At 45.5% G+C, this 23941-nt stretch carries 18 protein-coding genes and 1 pseudogene; 5 read left to right on the top strand and 14 right to left on the bottom strand.

All coding sequences use genetic code 11. The features are described 5' to 3' along the window. Positions 1-8: 8 nt before the first annotated feature. Positions 9-2294 carry a S8 family serine peptidase gene (locus GT575_RS11835; protein ID WP_161172082.1) on the bottom strand — a complete coding sequence of 762 codons (2286 nt, stop codon included), beginning with the start codon at positions 2292-2294 and terminating at the stop codon, positions 9-11. Between the two features lie 170 nt (positions 2295-2464). Here GT575_RS11835 and GT575_RS11840 point away from each other — a divergent pair, with 170 nt between their 5' ends. After that, positions 2465-3319 (top strand): hypothetical protein, encoded by an 855-nt coding sequence (locus tag GT575_RS11840; protein WP_161172083.1) that lies wholly within the window; start codon positions 2465-2467, stop codon positions 3317-3319. 211 nt (positions 3320-3530) lie between these two features. Here GT575_RS11840 and GT575_RS11845 read toward each other — a convergent pair whose 3' ends face one another. From GT575_RS11845 to ftsE, 10 genes and pseudogenes are all read right to left on the bottom strand, one after another. Then, positions 3531-5888: an ABC transporter permease gene (locus GT575_RS11845; protein ID WP_161172084.1), complete on the bottom strand. Its 2358-nt coding sequence runs from the start codon at positions 5886-5888 to the stop codon at positions 3531-3533. Between the two features lie 43 nt (positions 5889-5931). Then, complete coding sequence (locus tag GT575_RS11850) at positions 5932-6642, bottom strand: ABC transporter ATP-binding protein (RefSeq protein WP_022217259.1); 711 nt, start codon at positions 6640-6642, stop codon at positions 5932-5934. A gap of 282 nt (positions 6643-6924) precedes the next feature. Then, positions 6925-7488 carry a histidine phosphatase family protein gene (locus tag GT575_RS15570; RefSeq protein ID WP_334290611.1) on the bottom strand — a complete coding sequence of 188 codons (564 nt, stop codon included), beginning with the start codon at positions 7486-7488 and terminating at the stop codon, positions 6925-6927. A 201-nt stretch (positions 7489-7689) separates the two neighbouring features. Continuing rightward, positions 7690-8484: pseudogene (locus tag GT575_RS15575) on the bottom strand (patatin-like phospholipase family protein); the annotation flags it as partial. A gap of 540 nt (positions 8485-9024) precedes the next feature. Further along, positions 9025-9903: a DMT family transporter gene (locus tag GT575_RS11860; protein ID WP_161172086.1), complete on the bottom strand. Its 879-nt coding sequence runs from the start codon at positions 9901-9903 to the stop codon at positions 9025-9027. Positions 9904-9955: 52 nt separating this feature from the next. Beyond that, complete coding sequence (locus tag GT575_RS11865; RefSeq protein ID WP_161172087.1) at positions 9956-11050, bottom strand: GDSL-type esterase/lipase family protein; 1095 nt, start codon at positions 11048-11050, stop codon at positions 9956-9958. An 11-nt stretch (positions 11051-11061) separates the two neighbouring features. Further along, positions 11062-12486 carry an MBOAT family O-acyltransferase gene (locus GT575_RS11870; RefSeq protein WP_117550911.1) on the bottom strand — a complete coding sequence of 475 codons (1425 nt, stop codon included), beginning with the start codon at positions 12484-12486 and terminating at the stop codon, positions 11062-11064. A gap of 282 nt (positions 12487-12768) precedes the next feature. Further along, positions 12769-14061: a murein hydrolase activator EnvC family protein gene (locus GT575_RS11875; RefSeq protein ID WP_022217255.1), complete on the bottom strand. Its 1293-nt coding sequence runs from the start codon at positions 14059-14061 to the stop codon at positions 12769-12771. Between the two features lie 133 nt (positions 14062-14194). Continuing rightward, positions 14195-15103: a permease-like cell division protein FtsX gene (ftsX, locus tag GT575_RS11880; protein WP_015533677.1), complete on the bottom strand. Its 909-nt coding sequence runs from the start codon at positions 15101-15103 to the stop codon at positions 14195-14197. Further along, the gene (gene ftsE / locus GT575_RS11885) at positions 15093-15779 is read right to left on the bottom strand and encodes a cell division ATP-binding protein FtsE (protein WP_022216898.1); all 687 of its coding nucleotides are present in this window, start codon (positions 15777-15779) and stop codon (positions 15093-15095) included. Before ftsE ends, ftsX begins: the two co-directional genes overlap by 11 nt. A gap of 279 nt (positions 15780-16058) precedes the next feature. Here ftsE and GT575_RS11890 point away from each other — a divergent pair, with 279 nt between their 5' ends. The 4 genes from GT575_RS11890 (at position 16059) to GT575_RS11905 (ending at position 20334) form a co-directional block, all read left to right on the top strand. Next, positions 16059-17447 (top strand): uracil-xanthine permease family protein, encoded by a 1389-nt coding sequence (locus tag GT575_RS11890; protein WP_055273181.1) that lies wholly within the window; start codon positions 16059-16061, stop codon positions 17445-17447. A gap of 38 nt (positions 17448-17485) precedes the next feature. Further along, positions 17486-18115 carry a uracil phosphoribosyltransferase gene (gene upp / locus GT575_RS11895; RefSeq protein ID WP_015533675.1) on the top strand — a complete coding sequence of 210 codons (630 nt, stop codon included), beginning with the start codon at positions 17486-17488 and terminating at the stop codon, positions 18113-18115. A gap of 181 nt (positions 18116-18296) precedes the next feature. Next, complete coding sequence (locus GT575_RS11900; RefSeq protein ID WP_161172088.1) at positions 18297-18947, top strand: endonuclease III domain-containing protein; 651 nt, start codon at positions 18297-18299, stop codon at positions 18945-18947. Between the two features lie 40 nt (positions 18948-18987). After that, a complete protein-coding gene (locus tag GT575_RS11905) occupies positions 18988-20334 on the top strand; it encodes a citrate/2-methylcitrate synthase (protein ID WP_055146778.1) in 1347 nt (448 codons plus the stop codon). Positions 20335-20512: 178 nt separating this feature from the next. Here the strand turns inward: GT575_RS11905 and trxA are convergent, their stop codons facing one another. The 3 genes from trxA to GT575_RS11920 form a co-directional block, all read right to left on the bottom strand. Continuing rightward, positions 20513-20824 carry a thioredoxin gene (gene trxA, locus GT575_RS11910; protein ID WP_022217252.1) on the bottom strand — a complete coding sequence of 104 codons (312 nt, stop codon included), beginning with the start codon at positions 20822-20824 and terminating at the stop codon, positions 20513-20515. Positions 20825-21173: 349 nt separating this feature from the next. Then, on the bottom strand, positions 21174-23249 hold the full coding sequence (locus GT575_RS11915) for a heavy metal translocating P-type ATPase (protein WP_055280450.1): 2076 nt from the start codon (positions 23247-23249) through the stop codon (positions 21174-21176). 37 nt (positions 23250-23286) lie between these two features. Next, positions 23287-23607: a DUF6110 family protein gene (locus tag GT575_RS11920; protein WP_022217250.1), complete on the bottom strand. Its 321-nt coding sequence runs from the start codon at positions 23605-23607 to the stop codon at positions 23287-23289. Positions 23608-23941: the final 334 nt, after the last annotated feature.

Consider the following 23941-nt stretch of genomic DNA (forward strand, 5'->3'; position numbering starts at 1 on the left):
GCCTTTCACTATTTTACCTTTATGCGCTGTACACTGCTCCAGCCGCCATGAATGGTCTTGCCGCCAACTCTTCTGTAGGTTCTCATCCTCACATAATAATATTTTCCTGAGAACAGAGAGCTTATCCTGCGTCTGAGTTTTGTGGACTTATTTATCGTTGCCACCTTATATCTGTCAAATTTCGACGATGTACTGTACTGGATCTGATACCCGCTGACATACCTGACCTTGTTCCATGTTACATCCATCGTCTTTCTGGAATTTGATCTGACCGTTTTCGCCTTGCATCCCGGCATCCTGTACAACCTGACCCCCGCAGTATCATACGAGCTTGCAGAAGTACCCTTGAACGCCTTGACCGTGTATGTATAGTTTCTGTAATTAGTCACATTCTTATCGACAAATGTGAGCGTTCCCGCTGACAGCACCTTGTACTGCTTCCATCCGTTCTGCCCCGGTGCCTTGCGGTATATTTTGTATCCACTCGCGCCCTTTACTTTGTTCCAGGATACCTTCACGCCGGAATATGCATTCTTCACGTTGTACTTCGGCTGGGTAAGTCTGACCAGTGCCTTTGTAGCCGCCGGCTGTCCCTCGGCCGTGCCGTTCACGCCCCTCACCGCATATCTGTATCTGATTCCAGCCGCCGCAGTCTTGTCAGTGTATGTTCTGACTCCTGAACCTTTTATCTCAGCTATACATTTGTATGCGCTTGTCGCAGTTTTCCTGTATATCTTATACCCACTTGCATTATCTGCCGAAGTCCACGACAGTCTCAGTCCATCCTTCGCATTTCCAAGACTTTCCACCGCACAGGTTCCGACCTTTGTCTCCGGATGTTTTCCGCCAAATGTATTAGCAAAATAATCCGCCATGTATGGACAACCGTAACCGTAGTATTTATCCTTTCCCGCTGTTCCCAGATCCACGGAATATGAGATAAGTCTATTCTTCAACTGGTCACTGTCAAGCTCTGGCTCCGCCAGCTTCACGTAGGCCGCCGCCGCTGATATATGCGGAGCCGCCATGGATGTTCCTGAAGTGGAAAACCCATGATTTGTTCCGGTCTTCCACGCCGATGTTATTTTCGTTCCGGGAGCGGAAAAATCTACAGCATTTCCATAGTAAGAATAGCTATCGTCAAATTTCACCGCATCCGTCGATATCCTGTCTGCTGTCTCCTCCGTTCCAGCCTTCTGCATAAGCCCCGACACTGTTATCACATCACTGCTGTCCGCAGGATATGACACACCTTCCACGTCGCTGATCTCCCAGTTGTTCACAGTGCTGTTCGTATTGCCTGCTGCCACACACATGATGACGCCATCTTCTTTTGCACTTTTTAACAATTCGTCAAGCATCGACCTGGTGTTGTCACTTGCATTTTTACCATAGAAGCAGAAGCTCATATTGATCACGTCCGCACCGCTGTCAAGCGCAGCCATGATTCCCTGCTGTACCGTTGACACTGTGGTTGCTCCCCGGCTTGTGAAACATTTGATGATCGTGAGCTGGACATTGTCCGGTGTCGCATCCGCTATTATGCCCGCCACATGACTTCCATGTCCCATGTTGTCTCCGTAGTCGCTCCGGTCTTCGCCCTCGCAGCAGTTCATACTTCCTTCCTCATTTATCCTGCCTTCAAACAGAGTATCCGAGGAATTAACTCCGGTATCTATGACCGCCACATTTACCTTAGCATCCAGCTTGTACTCTGACACCTCCGCCTTGAGCCTGTCCATTCCCATGTACCTTGTGCCCCAGCTTACAGCCTTATATGTCTCCGATGCGGCAAGCATGGCATCAACGTTCCGCTGTGCAGCATACGAATTTGAATCCAAATCCGCCAACACATCTTCTGAATATATGACCTGATCAAGCATACATTTTTCAGGCTCGTACTCTTCCTGAAGCTTTTCGTATGCCTGTTTCGTCGCTTCCTCGGTATCGTAGCCAAGCACATAGTAATCGTATTTGTCATAACAGATGACTGTTGTCGCGCCATAGGTCTCCGGCACTTCATCTGTATACAATATGATCCTGCGAAGACTGTATATGTCGGCTGACTCACTGCTGTACATTGCCGCTGCGTCGACATCCGCTCCTCTATCCATCACATCGGCCGAGTTTACCACATCAGCTTCGTCCATGGAATCTCTAAGCTCTGACACACTGGTTACGTATTCTACATTTTCATAATCCTGCGCGTACACCTTGGTATATGTGCCAGGCGCTGCCAGCCCACCTGCCAGCACCACACAGGCAATCAGGTACGACCACCTTTTCCTTCTCACCTATATTCCTCCTGTATATAAAAACAGCTCTTTAAACCACATAGTTATCTTTTAGTATAACATAAATGGGTCACAGATGGTGAGTAATATCTGTAACCCAAAGCCTCCACAGCACATATTTTATATCAGAGGTATATAAACCTCTGACAACACAATACGGAGGTAAAGTAATGGCAACATTCACTAATCAGGCAACTCTGTCCTACAGCGGAGGATCCACCAATTCCAATATCATAACTGGAGAAATCATTGAAGTCCTCACAGTCTCCAAGACGGCTGTGGTGGACACCTACCGAACACCGGATAAGATCACGTATGTGATAAGTCTCATCAATTCCGGAACTACCACACTCACAGGTCTGTCTCTCACAGATAATCTGGGAGCATATGCAGTGGGAAATACAACAGTATATCCTCTCACTTATATTCCGGATTCCATCAGATACTACACCAATGGAACTCTGGTAGCCGCTCCGGCTGTCGGTGCTGCAGCTCCGCTGACACTCACTGGAATCTCCGTTCCAGCGGGCGGAAATGCTACTATTATATATGAGACAACAACAAATGAATTTACACCTAGAGGCAATGAGGATTCCGTGACCAACACTGTTACAGTAACCGGCGCAGGACTTACCAACGCAGTCACTGCAACTGAGTCGGTTTCCCCTGTTGCAGCTCCCGATCTCGCCATCACAAAGTCTGTGAGTCCTAGCATAGTTGCAGAGAATGGTCAGATCACTTACACCTTCCTTATAGAGAACTACGGCAACACCGAGGCATCCGCAAGTGACAACGTCATCATCACAGATACCTTCAATCCGATCCTCACCGGAATCACTGTGACATACAATGGAAATGCATGGACAGCGCCAGCCAGCTACACCTACAATGAAGCAACAGGCGAGTTCGCAACAGTTGCCGGACAGATCACTGTTCCAGCAGCAACATTCACACAGAATACAGCCACGGGAGTCATCACCACAACGCAGGGAACGGCAACCGTGACTGTCACAGGAACCATCTAGCTGGCATGAGCCTGTCCGGGTCGACAACCTGACAGCTTTGGGAACATTTCCCACAAAATAGCAAAAAAAGAAAATTTTGTGCTCAAACTCCCGGATTCCCACTGAAAAGATACACAACTTCTAATCCATGTATCCTTTTCAGGAATTCGGGGGATTTACAGCACAAAATTTTCTCTTTTTTCAATATAATACCTGAACGCAGCCTGACGCATCACTCCACATTCTTGAGCGCCTCGTCCATAGGAATCCTCTTTATTCTCTTCATCTGCAACAGTGAGATCACCAGATAGCAGGTAAAGCTGAGCACGAACATGAGTGGGAATATCCATGGTGCCATGTATATCGGCATCCAGCCGCTTAGCATATCTATCAGCATTGCCCTGTATATCACCTTGATCGACAGGTAACTGAGCAGTATATCGAGCAGCGTCACCACCGCAACCATGACAGTTGTGGATGACAGATACAGCTTACTGATCTCCTTTGTGTCATATCCCAGTATCTTAACCATGGATATGGACACCGTGTTCTTCTCCACTATTAGTTTTGTGAGCAGATATACGAGAAGCATGAACATAACAAGTGAAAATACAACCACTATGTAGAACATACCTCCCATGGACTTGGTGAGCTGTCTGGACACCTTTATCATATCATCCTTTGTGATCTCTGACACTACATGATCCTCTATATCGGTCAACTTGTCATTCGAGAAATAGCCGGTGAAGTAATCCTCGTCCTTGTCAAATATTTCTCTGAAATCACCCTCTGTCACGAACACCGCAAGGGCTGCCGGATACACCACAGAACCCGTCACCTTGAGCTCATATGTGTCATCAGTATAGCTCTCCTTGAGCTCAAGTTTGTCGCCATCAACTATCTCATATTTGTCTGCGTAGCTGTCAGATACCAGCACATCTCCGTCGTCCAGCTTAACCGGGAAATATTTACTGTCCGAGTGTATTCCATACACCATGATCTCATCATCTATATCTCCGGTCGTCCTCAGCGTCTTCATACAGTAGGTTTCCGCATTATTATTTGCCGTCTCCACCTGTGAATCCAGAACATACTGGTGGTCAGCTACCATATTATCCAATATGTCATTCTGATAGTGCTTCAGCATAGGATTCAACATAAGTCCGAACATCAGCAGAACCTGTGCGAAGTAAATTCCAAGAAGCATGACCACATATCCTGGAATGTTCTGAAGTATGACACGGGTCTTGAACCTTGTCATGAACTTCCAGTGAGGCAGCTTCACCGCCTTCTTTCTCTTTGATCTGCTGAGATCATGCCTCAGGAACCTCAGTGGTGAGAGCTTCAGTTTGCTGTTTACCACTAACAGGTTCACAACGATCATGATTATAAGAGGTATGACTGTGGTAAGCACAAATGCATCGGCATTCCAATACGTCACATACTTAGTGAGGGAATAGCTTCCATAGTAAAGCTGCGCACCCATATCCTTAAACACCGAATAGCCCAGCACGTTTCCCACCACTGATGCCACAAATGTAACTATGACAGGAAGTGATATGTAGTGAATAAGCAGCTCGCCCTTCGTATATCCTGAAGCCCTCAATGTTCCAATAACCGACGCTTCCTTTGTCAGAGTGTTGCTGATGGTTACCGCAAATATAAATGCAAGTATAACTATGACGATGTATTCAAACCATTTCATCATATTTGTATCACTGCCAATATCATCCCCTGCAAAGTTGATCGCCTGGTTCTGATACCTTGGAATGTAGTTCTCCACCATAATGCCGTTCATGACCGCCTGTGTATACACAATCTCAAGAAGGTCATCCGCCAGCTTTTTCTCATCGTTCTCCTCATCCGGCATTCCATCATCGTACATCCATGAATACGACCAGGTCTTATTTTTCTCCGGGAGATCATCAAATTCCTCATTTGACACAACCGCAATTCCGAATATCGTGGCATCAAACATAGTGTCATTGTTGTTCTGGAACATGGTACTGTAGTCGGAGAGTGCCACAAATCCGCACACGCTGTATACCTTGTCACCCGCTTTTATATCATCACCGATCTCTATATCGTTGTTCACCGCATACATTCTGTCAATGGCGATCTCATCAGTTTCTACAGGAAATTCACCATCCATCAGGCACATTTTATTTACATCGTGTCTTGGTGCGAATATCCTCAGTGTCCTTCCCCCATCATCTGCAGCATCATTTACAGAATTCACCGTATCATCTTTTGTCTCTGAATTGCCTTCCACATTACCACTATTGCCATCAGAGTCTGATCCGATCTTACTCATAGGCAGTTCATAATACGACATATCATAGAGCTTCACGCCCTCATCCTCTATATTGCCCTTCATATTGTCAGACGCCTCATCCGACAGATCAAAATGTCCATCCTCCACGTTGTATTTGTCAAATGTATTGTCGTAGGTTTTCTTCAGGCTCTCACCTGCAACCATGAAGCCCGACACCATTCCCGTCGTGATGACCATGAACAGGAATATGACTATATATTTTCCAAGCTCTTCCTTCAGTTCCTTTGGAATTCTTCTCCACAATGGATTTCTCATAACAGATCCCCTTTCCTATTGAACATCTACCCTGTCTGCCCAATTACCAATCAAGCTCTACAGCGGATATCTTGTTCTCATTTACAATGTTGCGTCTTATCATGCCGTCCCTGAGCTTCACAGTCCGGTCCGCCATATTCTTGATGGCATCATTGTGGGTAACCATGATTATTGTGTTGCCATACTTCTGGTTCACATCCTCTATGAGCTTAAGTATCTCCTTGGAAGTGTTGTAGTCAAGGGCACCTGTCGGCTCATCACAGAGAAGTATATCAGGATTCTTCACGATTGCCCTTCCAATTGAGGTCCTCTGCTGCTGTCCACCCGACAGCTGATTTGGGAGCTTATGTCTGTGCTCATAAAGCCCCAGAGTCTTTAACAGATCATCTACATCAAAAGGATTATCACTAAGGTATGCTCCAACCTCCACATTCTCCTTTACATTGAGATTAGGTATGAGATTATACATCTGGAATACATAACCGAGATGCTTTCTCCTATATCTGGTCAGTGTCTTCTCATCCATATCCCCTGTCTTCTCTCCATCTATGGAGATATAACCGGAATCCGGGCTGTCGATCCCACCTATGATATTGAGCAGAGTTGACTTGCCAGACCCCGATGGGCCAAGCAGCACACAGAACTCGCCCTTTGCGACCTCAAAATCAATTCCTCTAAGTACCTCAGTTCGGTTCTCCCCTGAACCGAAGCTTTTCTTTATCCCACTTATCTTCAAAAAACTGTTGTCTCCCATGATTCTCTCCTTTTCCACATTTTATATTCTCCATAAACGCATCGCATAGCTCTCATGCCGTACGTTAATATTTAAACGCATGATTATATGTTCATATATTTATTAACACATATGTAGGCTCTGTGTCAACTATATTAGTGATAAATAATATCAAGTATTCTTTTATACACATTTACAGGAGCATTTTGGGATATCCCAGAAAAAAAGAGAAAACCACATTCACATCATATTGATCTGCCTGCTGTTTTCTCTTTTTTACATCTTATACCACACATGTGGCGATCAGAATCTATATTCTCTTATCTCACAGTTCTTTATGCCAAATGCTGCGAATTCCTCATTTGTCATATCATTGAAATACGACTGTACTATTCTTGATATTCCATTGTGGGCAACCAGAAGATATGTCTTACCGGAATCTTCCGACTCAGCCTTAAGCTCATCTAACAAATTGTACACCCTCTGACACAGATGAACCATGGTCTCTCCACCCTCATAGTGATCCAGAAAATGCGTCTTCGCCTTGGCGAATATAGCGCCGTTTCTGGCTGTTCCCTCGTATTTGCCAAAACACTGCTCACGGAGTCTCTCCTCGGCTCTCATAGGAATTCCTGTTATCTCGGATATATGTCTTGCCGTCTCCGAAGCCCTGACCAGAGGCGAATACAGGATCTCATCTATGTGATAATCTCCATTCTTTATCATCTCACCAAGCTGCTCCGCCTGCTGATGTCCAAGCTCTGTGAGTTCAATATCCGTGGCTCCACATATCTTGTTTTCCACATTCCACACGGTCTGCCCATGGCGGGTGAAGAACAGTCTTGGGCCAAACTTCTCAACAAGCACCGCCTTTGCATCGTCATATCCCTGTGTTATCCTCTTCTCAACACCTTCAGGCGAAAAGTCAAGCATGCCATCTATGGCACCACCAAGAGGAATGGACGGATATATATGTATCATCTCTGCATCATCGTATCTGTCGGTCTTCCTCTCATCGAGATGCACCACGACAAATTTTCTGTAGCCCTCATCATAGAGAGGCTGTATTGGCACATTATCTCCCCCAAGGAAGAAGCCTCCATCATAATACTTTGTCTTGTCTATCGTCTCCATAGGGAATATGACCGGTATGGCTGAAGAAGCAAGAAGTATACGTTCTATCTCCTTCGGTTCCATGCCTGACAGCTGGAATCTCTCAGGAGTAGGCTTGCCCTCCACATTGAGACATGTCGCATAACAGCTCATGTCACTGTTCGACACACCATCAAGTACTGGTGAATTCTCCAGTATGTCCATAAGTCCTTCTCTGGAGAAGAAGCCATCCTTTATCCTCATGCCTTTTGCCACAGCATCCAGTCCTATGCACTCTATTGCACTCTGTATGACTGGATTGTCTATGGTCGTGAGCTTCTCCTTGATGGACTCGAACCATTTGTTCCTGTTGTCCTCGTCTATATCCTTGTTGGACAGTATCCTGTCGTTGGTTATGTCGTACCACATCTGTGTAGCCTTATCCAGATCGCCGCAAGCGTACAATGCCGCATTCAGTGCGCCTACCGAGCTTCCTGACACCGCCTTTATATCGATCACATCTCTGTACTCCTCAAGAGCCTTCCACACTCCGATCTCATAGGAGCCACGGCCACCACCGCCACCGAGCACCAGACCGTATCCTTCCTTAACCGGCACATCCGGCTGCCCGTCCTGACCGCCCAGTTCCGTGTAATGCATCTGCTTCTTCTGCGATATAGTCTCCTCTATCGCCTTATGAAGCTCCCCGGCCTTTTCCTTTATCTCCTCTGTTCTCTCCTGAAGCTCCTGTATAACCTTTTCTTTATCCATATATTAATCCCCCTTACTATTCCATAATAAAGCTGCTCTATCCAATATTGTCATCTGATATATCCACCAATTATGATCATATGTGTGTTTCATTTTAACATGTCAGCAACTATACCCACAACCTTATACTCACTATATTCAGAAGCTTTACCATTTATAGAACATTTATTTACGCTTTATATATTATTTCTTTTATGAACATATTTCTTTAACATCCGATACACAGAATGTACACAGTACCGTCTTATTATATATACAGATTGATGAGGACAGCAGATGTGCGACATGCCCAGGCAGCACCAGCGTATCTGCCGTCACTCAAACTAACAACAATCCAATTTATATAGATGGGAGGCCGGATACCTCACAAGTCCGGTCACAACACCTAAAACCTTCCTTTATAACTTTTATAAAAAAGACGGATATCAGACAATGAAACTTTTACCCATTTTCCATTTCTGACATCCGTCTTTTTGTATATATCAATTATTCTACAAGTATTTGTACAAGGCACTGCCACTCTCAGCCCTGCCGATCATGCTAAGTGCGGTCCTGTCTCATGGTGTACCACCATTTGAAAACTGCACTTCCTATGATTATCACATATCCTATAATGCTCAGCATGTCAGGGATCTGATCCAGGAATACAAATCCCAATATAGCCGCAAATATGACCTGACTGTAGTCAAATACCGATATCTCCCTAGCTGGAGCCTTCTGGTATGCTGCGGTTATACTGAACTGTCCACCAGCCGCCGCAAGTCCGGCACAGAGCAGGCACACAATCTGCTGCCATGTCATAGGTGCGTGGTCCAATATGATAAATGGAAGCGTCACCAGACATGAGAATACAGAGAAACACATGACTATGACCGGTCCGCGCTCCCCCTGTTTTCCAAGCTTTCTCACATAGGTGTAGGCTATTCCTGCCCCAAGGCCGCCTGCCACACCAACCATGGCATACAGAAAATCCATATGAAACGAAGGCTTCACAACGAACAATGCACCAGCGAAAGCCAGCACAACAGATGCCCACTCTACCCGGTTTGCCCGTTCCTTCAACACAAAGTATGATGCGATGATAGCAAAGAACGGAGAAAGCTTGTTGAGGATATTGGCATCAGCAATATTCAACTTGTCAATTGCGTAGAAATTACATATCAGCCCCGTCGTTCCACATATACTTCTCGCCGCGATTCCCGGCCAGCTGCTCTTCTTTATCTTGAATTTCTCCTCAGTCCTCATGAGCATGGCAATGGCCACAGCAGCGGCCACTGCATTTCTAAAGAATGCCTTCTGCATAGTTGGCAGATCTCCAGACAGTCTCACGAAGAAGGTCATCAGTGAGAAAAAGAACCCTGCCATGATTATGAACAGGATTCCCTTATATTTATCTTTTATTACCAGTATTTTTGCCATTTGATCAACTCCCGATAATGATAAAATGCCATCAGGTCCCGCAGCACTTTATCTATTTGAAAGCATCATCCTTGAGCCCATGCTCATACAGATACTGCTCCCACAGACTGTAATACTGCGCCTGCAAATGTATGTCATCCCAGGTATAGTCCTTTACAAGACCACCCTTGCCATCGTCCACAACCGTATTCATATCCAGATAGAAAAGCTTTATTCCATCAGCATATGCAGCTATGGCACCATTCTTGTCATCGATATTGTCATTGTTCACAATATCGTGGCTTGCCGAATAGTCGCTGGATACATGCATGCAGCCCATCATAAAGATCACTGCGTCCGGCTGAAGCGCCTGTATCTGGGCCACCGCATCGATATATGTGGATGCGTATGTCTCCGTATCGTAACCCGCCTCATTTATGCCGAGCATGATGTATATCTTTTTGAATTGTTTGCTCTTAAGCAGCTCTGTGAGTGTCTTTGTTCCATTTGAGGCGATCTTCTCACCCATCAGTCCAAATGAAGTAAGGCCCTCCATATATGCAAATTCTGCATTGTCCAGTCCGGAATACAACGCCAGTCCTTCCACTCTGGAATCACCTATGAATAGAGCATCGTCAAAATAAGACTTGTCAACCTTTATATATGGGTACTGGGTCTCAAGAGCGATCTGTGTGAGATCTCTGTAGCAGCTATTTCTTGCCTTTCTCTTCTTAACCTTCTTGTATTGAGTCTGTCTTGTCACCGGAGCAGCCGAACCGCCTGTATCTATGGTTGCTTTTTCCGTAGTTGCCTTTTCGGTGGTCGCTTTCTCTGTAGATTTCTCTGTTGTCTTCTCCGTGGATGCATTCTCAGAAGTCTGCTTCTCCGTGGATTTCACCTCCGTTGTCTGCTCCTCTGCAGCCGCACTGCCCGTGGACTCCGACGTCAGCTCGCTCTTTCCCGGAGCATCCGTGCTTGTTGCGTCAGTTCCGGTTGCCACCCTCTCATCAAGCAGCACAGTCTGGGCCATAGGATGATGAAAGCTGACATCCCATTTATACACGCCAAGCGCAGCTCCCACATAACCGCCTGCGGTAACTATCACGCCGGATATTATGAGTATCGAGAACAGTGGACAGCCTTTTATCATTTGCCATAATTTCTTCATCTGCCCACCTCCTAAAATCTAAAATAAAGGAATGGATTGGAGCCACCCTTTGCTATCTGATATACACAGAACCAGAACAGTGCGAGCATTATAAGCTTGCATACCCAGTTCTTGTAGAATTTCTCTATGAGCTTTCTAGGCCACGGTGTACAGAAGATCACGCAGATCAGCAGCAGCCACCAGTATGTGTGTCCCAGCATGATCAGCTTGTCCATGGCATGTGTGGTGACTGATCCCTCTATGTTCATGCCAAACATTCTCTTCAGGTACAGTCCCAGAAGCTTCAGATCAGATATGTTAAATATTGTCCATGATATCGGTATCAGGAAGAACATGTACACATGGCCAAGAACCTTCACCTTGTCAAATACCTTGCCAAGGAACAGCTTCTCCATGAGAAGGAACACGAACAGGAACAAGCCCCATATCAGGAAATTCCAGTCCGCACCATGCCACAATCCGGTAAACATCCACACAGTGAACATGGCAAGTATCATTCTGAGCTTTCCCTTTCGGTTGCCGCCCATCGGTATGTACACATACTCTCTGAACCAGCGTCCGAGTGTAACATGCCAGCGTCTCCAGAAATCTGTGAGGGAATGTGCCATATAAGGATCGACAAAGTTCTCCGGTATCCTGAAGCCAAGTATAAGGCCAATTCCTATTGCCATCACGGAATAACCCATGAAATCAAACAGGAGCTGGAATGAATATCCCCATGAACCAAGCCATGCGGTCACAGTGTTTATTCCATAAGGGCCAACCGTCTGCACATCGTTCCACAGACTGGCTATCTTATTTGCCAGAAGCACCTTGTACGCAAGTCCCAATACGAACAGTGTCGCACCGCGCTCTATATCGTCCGCCTTGACCTCTCTGTGATCCAGCTCAGGCTTCACCTCATCGTAGTTGACTATAGGGCCGGCTATGAGCTGAGGGAACATGCTCACATATGTTCCGAACTTGATTATACTCTTGTCCGCCTGATACTTGAGCCTGTACACGTCAAATATATACGATGTTATCTGGAACGTATAGAAGCTTATTCCAAGCGGCAGCGTGATCGCCACGCTATCAAATATCTTTGTTCCCGCTGCAGTGTTTATTATCTCTATAAAGAAGTTGATATATTTGAATATGAACAACATTCCAAAATCAAACACCATAGCCACCGCCAGCCAGCAGTTTCTCTCAAATGAACAGTCGATCTCCGAATATACTTCTATATCATAAAAACGCTTGATTCGTCTTGCCACCGAATAGTTAAATATAATAGAAAACATCATCAAGAACACGTATATGGGTTCGCCATACGCGTAGAACACAAGGCTGCCTAAAAGCAGTACAACATTCCTGTACTTCGGCTTTGTCACAAAATAGATAAGCAAAAATAAAGGCAGGAATCTAAATAAGAACTCCATGCTCGAAAAAACCATAATATACTCCTTAAATAAATACTCAGTCCAGTGTGAGTATAAATACTTTTACCACTTATGTCAACCGACACTAATCCTATTTTTTCTTAAAAAAACTATTGTTTTCGACATATTTTCTCACCACCACAACATATGGTACTTCGCCCATATCCACGCCCCTATTAACATAAAAAATGCGTGATCCATATTTCATGAATCACGCATTTTTTCTCTATTCTATATATGATCATATTAAGATCTTATGATATGACACATATCCCTATGCCATGTCTCAACCTCATCTTACAGATAATCAAGTGGGTTGACATATGAGCCATTCAGGAATACTGAGAAGTGGCAATGTGTACCTGTTGAATATCCTGTTGAACCTGCGTACGCAATGGTCTGTCCCTGTGAAACCACATCGCCAACGCTTACTGCAAGTGATGAGTTGTGAAGGTACATCGTCACAAATCCATTACCGTGATCTATCATAACGTAGTTACCACCACTCTCGCCCCACTCGGCTACCGTTACAACACCTGCATCAGCCGCTGCGATAGGCACTCCGTATGAACATCCTATATCTATACCCATATGATTGGAGCTTGCTCCTGCTGTCGGTGACTCTCTAGGTCCGAAGTAGTCTGTGATAGGTCCTGATACAGGCCATATGAACTGACCTGAACCGGTTGTTGAACCGCCATTGTTACTTCCACTGTTGTCGCTGTCACTGCCTGAGTTATCGCTTCCACCGTTGTTATCCTGCTGCTGTTGTTCAGCTTCTCTCTGCTTACGCTCCTCCTCCAGTCTCTGCTGTTCCTGACGCGCAAGCTCTGCCAGCTTGTCATCCAGCTCTGACTCCTGCTTTGCGTATTCAGCCGCAAGAGCTTTCTGCATCTCAACATCATCACTGTACTTGTTGATCTCCGCATTCTTCTGGCTTATAACATCATCGAGGTCTGCCTGCTTGGTCTCCAGGTCTGCCTTTACCTTCTCTACATCCGCCAGATCATCCTTGAGTGTCTGCTGATACTCTGCTATGTCATTCTTAGTCTTTACCAGCTTGTTGAGCTGCTTCTGGTCATATGTGCTGAGCTGATCAACATACTCAGACTTGTTAAGACTATCCTCAAATGAAGCCGATGACATAAGTGCATCTATGTAAGCAACATCGCCCTCCTCGTAGAGGTACTGTATCCTCTTCTTCATCGCCTCATACTGATTATCCTCACTGACCTGAGCCTCTGCAAGCTTTGTCTGAGTCTCATCTATCTCATTCTGAAGATCCTCAGCCTGCTGTTTCTTCTCCACGATCTGTGTGCTTATATCTGTGGCCTGCTTATCGAGCTCATTTACAGCCGCTGTAAGCTTGTCTACCTTCTTCTGATACTTCTCTGCGTTTGCATTCGCCTCTTCCTGAGCCTGCTGAGCCTCTTCCTTCTGCTGCTCAACATCCTCCTTGGTCTCCTCAGCATGCACGCTGAACACAGGAGCCGCAAATATGGATGTAAACGACATGAGCAGTGCTCCTGTAGTAACCACTGCCACCTGCATACCTTTCTTCTTTATCTTGTATAAATCTATTCTCATCATTCATGCCTCCTAATCGCATTTCATAATGTTATTATCTTTTTGCCCTACTTATCAGCATTATAACACATATTGTTCCTAAAAAAGTAATAACAATTTGTGAATTTTTTGTGCATTGCTCTGACCGCATTTAACACTACACTCTCAGGTGCTTTCTTGTGGTAAGAATACTTCCTACCAGACCAACACCGATACCGAGCACAAGTCCGACCGGTACCATAGTCCTGAACAGATCCTGCTGGCTCACAAATGCGAACAGCGTTGTGACAACCTTGAACCTTCCGGCAACGTATGTCAGTATCTTATCGTACATGTAGTACAGAAGGACCAGAGGTATAGCCGAACCGACCGCGCCTATGATCACACCCTCTATGATGAACGGTGCTCTTACAAATACATTTGTCGCACCGATCAGCTTCATGATCCCTATCTCTTCCTTTCGCACTGTGATACCTATGGTGATCGTGTTACTTATAAGGAATATAGATACCAGCATCAGTATCACAACTATTCCTATGGATGCATATCCCACAAGGGATGACAGTGTCGTGATGCTGTCCGCAGTCACGTCAGAACTCTTTACCTTTCTGACTCCTGAAAGGCCCTGGGCAAATGCCACGAACTCCGGCTGTCTTGATACATCCTTGAGCGTGATCTCATATGACGCAGCATTCTTTAACGGGTTATCTCCGCCAAATGCATTCTTTGCAACCTGTGGATCATCGTAGTTCTGATCTGCAAACTTGTCCCATGCCTCATCGGCTGAGATGAAATCCATCGTCTCAACATAATCGACCGTTCTTATCTGTTCACCTATGAGCTGTATGGTCTCATCTGACGCATCCTCGTCGAAGAATACAGATATGGTGACTGTCTTCTCAAGCTCCTGCATACCTGACTGGAAGTTTACAACCACCGCATATATGATTCCGAAAAGGAACAGACATGATATGATGGTTCCCAGTGATGCAAGTGAGAACAGTATGTTTCTTCTTATATTCGCAAAGCCCTGTCTGAGGACATAGAAAAATGTACTAATCTTCATCTATGTAGCCTCCTTCCTTCTCATCACTGATTATAACGCCCTTCTTCAAGGTGATAACTCTCTTCTTCATCTCATTGACGATATCCTTGTTGTGGGTTACCACAACAACTGTGGTTCCTCTCTTGTTAATATCCTCAAGGAGGTTCATGATATCCAGTGAGTTCTTAGGATCAAGGTTTCCTGTAGGCTCGTCCGCCAGTATGATGTCCGGATTGTTGACCAGTGCTCTCGCCATGGCAACTCTCTGCTGCTCACCACCTGAGAGCTCCTTCGGGTATGATTTGTATTTGTCTGCAAGTCCAACCAGCGTCAGCATGGCCGGAACTCGTCTTCTGATATATCTCGCCGGGGTCTGAATGACTCTCTGTGCAAATGCGACATTCTCGTATATAGTCCTGTCCTTGAGAAGTCTGAAGTTCTGGAACACAACCCCTATCCTTCTTCTGACCTTCGGTATATCCTTCCTCTTGATCTTGCCGTAGTCGTATCCGGCAACAGTGATATTGCCCTCCGTAGGATCGAGCTCCTTGAGCAGAAGCCTGAACAGAGTGGTCTTGCCCGAACCACTGCTTCCAACGATAAATACGAACTCGCCTTTCTCTATATTAATATTGACATTCTTGAGTGCCTGATTGCCCCCAGGATATGTCATACTCACGTTCTCTAATTCAATCATAATATCTGTAGTCTCCTTCGACCTGTATCTTTATTTTTCTCCCCTTTACTCAATCCAAGCAGAATTGTAACAATTCTGTAACATTTTGTCAAGCGTTACCATATATTACATTTCTTAATTCTTTTTCGACCTTTCGCGGCATTACATCATCTCCATTTTTTCGCTGTTTTCACAAAATTGTGACATGAAATTTACGGAAATTACACTATTCAAATTGACCTTAGTGTAAATAAACTTTATAATATTTAACTAAGAAAAAATATGGGAGGATTATTACTTATGGATAATCAAAAAGAAGCCATTCGTGATGCACGTAAGCTTGGAATTCCAAAGATGCTTTTACTTGGATTCCAGCATATGTTTGCCATGTTTGGTGCAACAATTCTTGTTCCGCTTCTCGTAAACGGATACTTCGAGGGTCAGGGACTCTCAATTCAGGTAACTCTTGTATGTGCCGGTCTTGGAACACTGTTCTTCCACTTATGCACAAAGCTTAAGGTACCTGCTTTCCTCGGTTCTTCATTTGCATTTCTTGGAGGTTTCTCCACAGTTGCAAACCTTAAAACAGGCATATTCAAGGACATGACAATGGGTGAAAAGCTTCCTTACGCATGTGGCGGTATTGTGGTTGCAGGACTTCTGTATCTGATACTCGCACTTATCGTAAAGCTTGTCGGTGTGAAGCGTGTCATGAGATTCCTTCCACCTGTTGTTACCGGGCCTATCATCATCTGCATCGGTCTGAGCCTTGCACCTTCAGCCATCTCAAATGCATCCAGCAACTGGCTGCTTGCATTTATCGCACTGGCTGTTGTCATCGTTTTCAACATCTGGGGCAAGGGAATGTTCAAGATCATTCCTATACTTATGGGTGTTCTCATCTCATATGCAGTGGCACTCATCCTTCATTTGTGCGGTGTGACAAATCCTGGTGGAACTGCTATTCTGGACTTCTCAACAGTTTCAGATGCAAGTGCACTCGGACTTCCACCTTTCCAGATCTGTAAATTCGACATCACTGCTATACTCGTTATGGCTCCTATCGCCATCGCTTCCATGATGGAGCACATCGGTGATATCTGTGCCATATCAGCAACTGTAGATCAGAATTTCCTTGAGGATCCGGGTCTTCACAGAACACTTATCGGTGACGGTCTTGCAACATCACTGTCAGCTCTCTTCGGCGGTCCTGCAAATACGACTTACGGAGAGAACACAGGAGTTCTCGAGCTCAGCCGTGTACACGATCCAAGAGTTATCAGACTTGCTGCTTTATTTGCAGTCATCCTCGGTTTCATACCTAAGGTTGCTGCAGTCATCAGCTCTATGCCACTTGCCATCATCGGCGGTATAAGCTTCATCCTCTACGGAATGATCTCAGCCATCGGTGTAAGAAATGTGGTTGAGAACCACGTAGACTTCACGAAGTCAAGAAACCTGATCATCGCAGCCGTTATCATGGTATGTGGACTTGGTTTCTCAAATGGCCTTACATTCACGATCGGAGGCACAACTATCACTCTTACAGGACTTGCCCTCGCAGCTATATTCGGCATCCTGCTGAACGCTATACTGCCTGGTAACGACTATACATTTGGTGAGAACACCAAGGGTGATGTAAGCCGCGGACTTGGAATGAATCCACAGAACTCTGACATTGAGGCATAATAATTATCTGTATATTATTTATTAGGAGGTTACACAATATGACAGATTACACAGTTATGACACATCCACTTATTCAGCATAAGATTTCAAAGCTCAGAGATAAGAACACCGGAACTGCCGAATTCCGTGCACTTGTTGAAGAGATCGCCATGCTCATGGGATATGAGGCTCTGAAAGATCTTCCTACCGAGGATGTATGTATAGAGACTCCTATCGAGGAATGCATGACTCCGGTCATCGCAGGAAGAAATCTTGCGATCGTACCTATTCTCCGTGCAGGACTTGGAATGGTCAGTGGACTTCAGGCTCTGGTTCCTACAGCCAAGATCGGACACATCGGTCTGTACAGAGACGAGGAGACTCATGAACCTCACGAGTACTACTGCAAGCTCCCTGATCCTATCGATGAGAGACTTATAGTTGTCACGGATCCTATGCTTGCAACCGGAGGATCAGCTGTTGCTGCCGTTGATTTCATCAAGCAGCACGGCGGTAAGCATATCAAGTTCATGTCGATCATCGCTGCACCGCAGGGAATTGAGAGACTTCTCAAGGCTCATCCTGACATCCAGCTCTACGTTGGTCATGTTGACCGCGAGCTGAACGAGAACGCTTACATCTGCCCAGGACTTGGCGATGCCGGCGACAGAATCTTCGGAACAAAGTAAAATCTTTCAGACATGCTATTTATACCAGCAAAGACATGCCGCAGCCCAGCACATATACTGGGCTGCGGCATGTCTTCTCTTCCCAACATTTTCATACTTCTAACATTTTTATTAAGAATTCTTTTTCGATATCCATTTGCAGGCCTTTCATGTTATCATATAGAGACTGGAGGTCTTTTTTATGGAATCACAGAAGAGATATACGAAAAAACAGAGAACACTGGACATTATCGAGAGGCTGAAGAAGGAATATCCTGACACAGTATGCACCCTCGATACTTCACACGCATGGCAGCTTCTTGTCAGTGTCCGCCTGGCGGCGCAGTGCACTGATGCAAGGGTGAATGTGGTAGTCCAGGATTTATTTGCCAAATATCCGGGAGTAAAAGAACTGGCTGCTGCCGATGTCAGTGACATCGAGGCCATTGTGAGACCTTGCGGACTGGGGAAGAGCAAGGCCAGAGATATTAGTGCATGTATGAATATGCTTGTTGATTCCTATGATTGCCAGGTTCCTGACAGTCTAGATGAGCTGCTTAAGCTCCCCGGCGTAGGCCGCAAGAGCGCAAACCTCATCATGGGTGATATCTACGGCAAACCTGCCATTGTAACAGATACCCACTGTATACGCCTTGTCAACCGAATGGGACTGGTTGACGGGATAAAAGATCCGAGGAAGGTTGAGATGGAGCTGTGGAAGCTTGTACCTCCAGATGAGAGCAATGACTTCTGTCACAGGCTGGTGGATCACGGCAGATCCGTGTGCACAGCCAGAACGAAGCCACATTGCGACGCATGTTGTCTAAGCGACATATGCAAAAAGATCATCTGATTTATCATACAAACGGAAAGGAGTTACTTATATGGAGTATATGGAGAATCTGACAGAATACGTGGAGAAGCAGGCTTCTCTCTGTCAGCAGCATGATGTGATAGACAAAGAGCTCTATGCCAGATACGGAGTAAAAAGAGGACTGCGTGATGAGAATGGACAGGGAGTTCTGACCGGTCTTACCAATATATCACAGATCATAGCATTTAAGGATGTGGATGGCCAGAAGGTTCCGTGTGACGGACAGTTATTGTACAGAGGATATGATGTACAGGATCTCGTAAAAGGCGGCAAAGGAAAACGCCATATATTTGAGGAAGCTGCTTATCTTCTTCTCTTCGGAGAACTGCCTACCGAGGCTCAGCTCTCAGAATTCAGCAGTGTCATCGCCGAGTCCATGAACCTGCCGACCAACTTTACCCGTGATGTCATCATGAAAGCACCTAGTGTGGATATAATGAACTCCATGACAAGAAGTGTGCTGACTCTGGCTTCATACGATAATCAGGCTACCAACCTGGATATAGACAATGTTCTCAGACAGTGTATCGGTCTCATCGGAACATTTCCTATGATGGCTGTGTATGGTTATCACGCATACAACCATTATGAGAACGACGGAAGTATGTACATTCACAGACCTGACAAGGATGCTTCCGTGGCTGAAAACATCCTCAGGATGCTCAGGCCTGACATGAAGTATACCGAGCTTGAGGCAAGAGTTCTTGACATAGCACTTCTGCTTCACATGGAGCACGGCGGTGGTAACAATTCCACATTCACCACAAGAGTTGTAACGTCATCCGGCTCTGACACATACTCTGCCATTGCCGCCGCCCTTTCATCCCTCAAGGGAAGGAAGCATGGTGGTGCCAACCTGCAGGTTATGAACATGATGGACGATATCAAGGAGCACATAAAGGATTACCATGACGAAGAGGCCATAGAGGCATATCTGGATAAGCTGCTGAACAAGCAAGCCTACGACCACAAAGGACTCATCTATGGTATGGGCCATGCCGTTTACTCACTGTCAGACCCAAGAGAAAAAGTATTCAAGTCATTTGTCGAACAGCTTGCCGCTGCCAAGGGCAGGGACGAGGATATGACTCTGTACAACAACATTGAGAAGATCGCGCCAAAGCTCATCGCCAAGGAACGCAAGATATACAAAGGTGTCAGCCCTAACGTAGACTTCTACAGCGGATTCGTGTATGAGATGCTCGGAATTCCTAGAGAGCTCTACACACCGCTCTTTGCAGTGGCACGTATAGTTGGATGGAGCGCTCACAGAATCGAGGAGCTTGTCACCACGGACAAGATCATCAGACCGGCATATAAGAGTCTGGTTAAGTATAGAGAATATGTAGACAGAGACGCCAGATAGTCAATGTGTTTTCAATAACCTTAAAGCCCTGTCAGACTTAACATTCATATGTATCCATAATATGAGACCCATATGAATGTTAAGTCTGACAGGGCTTTATGTTTTTCCTGTTTCTAGTTTGTATCCCCACTTCAATTCAGATTCCAATTAAAATATCCGGGATACATATCACAGACAATTATTTGATCTTCTCAATGAAATCGAGAAGATCATACTTGGATATAGCTCCGACACTCCTCGATGCCTCAACACCATTCTTGTACAGTATCAATGTCGGAACACTGAACACCTTATTGGCAGCCGCAAGTCCGGGATTCTCATCCACGTCCACACTGAAGAAATCCACTTCACCATTCAGTTCATCTGCAACCGTGTGAAATACCGGTGCCATCATCTTGCATGGTCCGCACCATGTTGCTGAGAAATCCGCAACCGCCACACCGCATGCCTTTATATCTTCAAAATTATCGCCTTTTACCGTTTTTACCATACTGATCATCCTCCATTCTATTGTGATGAACACACGCATCATGCTGTGTTCCACACACATCTGTATATTTTCATTTCATAAACATTCCAGATAATATCTGCTAATATTCTGCCCTTATGTTCAGCTATCTACTCATGATTTATACGTACATTTTGTCATATTCTGTCGGCCCGGTCAACAATTCTTACAGATTATTTTTATTATTTAAAATCATCTTTTAACTACAAAACTGCCCTCCTCACTAATGTTCCGGAATCCCGGGTACTCATCACAGTGAAGAGGGCAGCTTTATTTTATATTCTATATGATTCTACGCTTCGATCATCAATATAATTCTATGCTCCGATCATCAATCCAGCAGCTTCTTCATACTGTCAAGACTTATGAGAAGCGTCGATGAATTGTGAAGCAGTGCTGATGTGGTTGGCTGGATAACTCCCATCACGCCCAGGATGATAAGTCCTGTGTTGATGGTCACTATCTTGCGATAGTTCCTGTTGATCCTGCTCATCAGCTTATTACTGAGTTCCTTAAGTGTTACGAGCTCGTACAGATTGTCCGCACTGACAGTTATATCTGCGATCTCTCTGGCAATCTCCGCGCCATCACTTACGGCAATTCCAGCATCGGATGCCGACAGTGCAGGTGAGTCATTGATTCCATCTCCCACCATGATGACCTTTCGACCCGCAGTCTTCTCAGCCTCGACAAACTTTGCCTTGTCCTCAGGAAGGACCTCTGAGTAATACTCATCCACCCCTACCTGCTCTGCAATAGCCTTGGCCGTTCTGTCACTGTCTCCTGTCATCATGACAACCTTCTTGATTCCCAGCTTCTTGAGCCTTGAAACAACCTCGGCCGACTCAGGTCTGACCGGATCCTTGATGGATATGACTGCTGCCAGCCTGCCATCGATTCCCATGAACAGATGTGAATGAGTCTTGGACAACGACTCGTACAGCTCTATCTTATCCTCAGGTATCACACAGCCCTCATCCTCAAATACGAAATGATAGCTTCCTATGACAACCTTCTTGCCGTCTATGCTTGATGAGATACCGTGAGCCACAACATACTCAACCTTGGAGTGCATCTCCTCATGCTCCAGCCCCTTGGCTGCAGCTCCTGCCACAACCGCTCTTGCCATGGAATGAGGGAAATGCTCCTCCAGACATGCAGCTATCCTGAGCAGTTCATCAGGATCTCTTCCGTCAAATGATACGACGCGTACAAGCGTAGGTGATGCCTTTGTAAGTGTTCCTGTCTTGTCAAATACTATCGTGTCTGCATCAGCTACAGCCTCCAGGAATTTGCCGCCCTTGACTGTGAGGTGATGCTTGTTTGCCTCCTGTATAGCAGACAATACCGCTATAGGCATGGACATCTTCAGTGCACATGAATAGTCGACCATGAGCACCGCAAGTGTCTTGGTGATATTCCTTGTTAAAAGGTATGTGAGGATAGTTCCACCGAGAGTCCATGGCACAAGACCATCTGCAAGATGCTCTGCCTTGCTCTCAAGTCCTGACTTAAGCTTCTCAGACTCCTCTATCATCGCAACAACTTTATCATATCTGCTGGTCTTACCAGTCTTTACAACTCTGACTACCAGCTCACCTTCCTCAACAACTGTACCTGCATATGCACTGTCTCCGTGTCCCTTGTGGACCGGTACTGACTCTCCGGTGAGGGATGCCTGATTGACCATGCCCTCGCCCTGATCCACAACACCGTCAAATGGAATGACATTGCCCATATGAACCACTACCAGATCATCCTTTGCGATCTTCGCACTGTCCATAAGTACATCACAATCATCCACACGCACCCATACCTTATTGATATTGAGTGACATGCTTCTTGCCAGTCCATCCACCGACTTCTTATGTGTCCACTCCTCAAGGATCTCACCGATCTCCAGAAGGAACATGACTGATCCCGCCGTCGCGAAATCATTTGTCAGAATGGATGCTGTTATGGCTGTTGCATCGAGAACCGGCACCTCAAGCTTCCTGTTCGCAAGACACTTGAGCCCCTTGCCTATATACTTGAGAGCTTTGACGGATGTCAGACAATACCGAAGCGGCATTGGCATGATCCATTTCTTGGTCATGTACCAGGCGGTCTTCCAAAACAGCTTGTCCTCATACTGTCTGTTCATGACTCTGCCTGATGTCTCTGTGAGATCCGCCGGAACCTCCACCCTGTCATATCCAAACTGTCTCAGCGCATCTATCACCGCTGCACGGTCACCATCATATATGATGATCGCGTCACAGGTTCTGTCGTGCACCTTGACCTCTTCCACTGCCTCACAGTTCTCCAGATAATACTGAAGTATGTCGGCCTGTGCCATGGTCATGCGGCTCTGTGCCATGTGTATACGCAGACGATTCTTTGTTTCATTTAAAATAGAAAACTTCAAGATCTTCGCCTCTTTCTTATGTTTTGTCTTATACTGATTACTCTTCTACAGTCTCTGCTGCGTCAGCGCTCTCAGCCTCTGTGCACTCAGTATCCTCAAAGTCAGCCTCTGCTGCCTTCTGTGCTCTTGCCTCGTTGATATCCTTTGCTCCTGCGTAGATATCACCACAGTTCTCCTGGATAGTATTTGCTGTCTTCATGACACAGTCCTTTGCTCTAAGAACACCAGCTGTACAATGTGTATATACGTTCTTTGCATCCTTGCTTGAGAGAACCTTGATACCAGCTGTTCCAAATAATACTCCACCTGCAAATATTCCAAGCTTCTTCCAGTTTACCTTCTTTAATGCCTTCATCATGATTTTGTCCTCCTTGATTATATATTTATTCTGATTAATGATATGACCACTTATACGCATGGTAGATTATATGACAGGCTTCGCCGTGATTCGATTTTTCTAATCACGGTTTGTTCAATCAAACTCTCCTTAACGTAAAAAATGCATTCTCGATCTTCGTACTGTAGAAAGAGTCTGCATCTGTTTCGTGGCTTTTTATTTGCTGTAAGTATAGCACTGCCCCCTGGCGTTAGTCCAATATAACATTCGCAATTTAAATGACTTTTTTTCTCAATAAGTATCAACAAGCTATCTTACACTTGTGACATTTTGTAAGGTTGCTTTTTTTCCTTCT

The sequence above is a fragment of the Coprococcus sp. BIOML-A2 genome (assembly GCF_009875795.1).
Taxonomy (GTDB): Bacteria; Bacillota; Clostridia; order Lachnospirales; family Lachnospiraceae; genus Coprococcus; species Coprococcus aceti.

Excerpts from the sequence above, each read along its gene's own strand:
- GT575_RS11890 (WP_055273181.1), top strand. The coding sequence starts at position 16,059 with ATGGATAATCAAAAAGAAGCCATTCGTGATGCACGTAAGCTTGGAATT.
- GT575_RS11900 (WP_161172088.1), top strand. The coding sequence starts at position 18,297 with ATGGAATCACAGAAGAGATATACGAAAAAACAGAGAACACTGGACATT.
- GT575_RS11850 (WP_022217259.1), bottom strand. The coding sequence starts at position 6,642 with ATGGGAGACAACAGTTTTTTGAAGATAAGTGGGATAAAGAAAAGCTTC.
- GT575_RS11920 (WP_022217250.1), bottom strand. The coding sequence starts at position 23,607 with ATGATGAAGGCATTAAAGAAGGTAAACTGGAAGAAGCTTGGAATATTT.
- upp (WP_015533675.1), top strand. The coding sequence starts at position 17,486 with ATGACAGATTACACAGTTATGACACATCCACTTATTCAGCATAAGATT.
- ftsX (WP_015533677.1), bottom strand. The coding sequence starts at position 15,103 with ATGAAGATTAGTACATTTTTCTATGTCCTCAGACAGGGCTTTGCGAAT.
- GT575_RS11905 (WP_055146778.1), top strand. The coding sequence starts at position 18,988 with ATGGAGAATCTGACAGAATACGTGGAGAAGCAGGCTTCTCTCTGTCAG.
- GT575_RS11860 (WP_161172086.1), bottom strand. The coding sequence starts at position 9,903 with ATGGCAAAAATACTGGTAATAAAAGATAAATATAAGGGAATCCTGTTC.
- GT575_RS11870 (WP_117550911.1), bottom strand. The coding sequence starts at position 12,486 with ATGGTTTTTTCGAGCATGGAGTTCTTATTTAGATTCCTGCCTTTATTT.
- trxA (WP_022217252.1), bottom strand. The coding sequence starts at position 20,824 with ATGGTAAAAACGGTAAAAGGCGATAATTTTGAAGATATAAAGGCATGC.
- GT575_RS11840 (WP_161172083.1), top strand. The coding sequence starts at position 2,465 with ATGGCAACATTCACTAATCAGGCAACTCTGTCCTACAGCGGAGGATCC.
- GT575_RS11845 (WP_161172084.1), bottom strand. The coding sequence starts at position 5,888 with ATGAGAAATCCATTGTGGAGAAGAATTCCAAAGGAACTGAAGGAAGAG.
- GT575_RS11875 (WP_022217255.1), bottom strand. The coding sequence starts at position 14,061 with ATGATGAGAATAGATTTATACAAGATAAAGAAGAAAGGTATGCAGGTG.
- GT575_RS11865 (WP_161172087.1), bottom strand. The coding sequence starts at position 11,050 with ATGAAGAAATTATGGCAAATGATAAAAGGCTGTCCACTGTTCTCGATA.
- ftsE (WP_022216898.1), bottom strand. The coding sequence starts at position 15,779 with ATGATTGAATTAGAGAACGTGAGTATGACATATCCTGGGGGCAATCAG.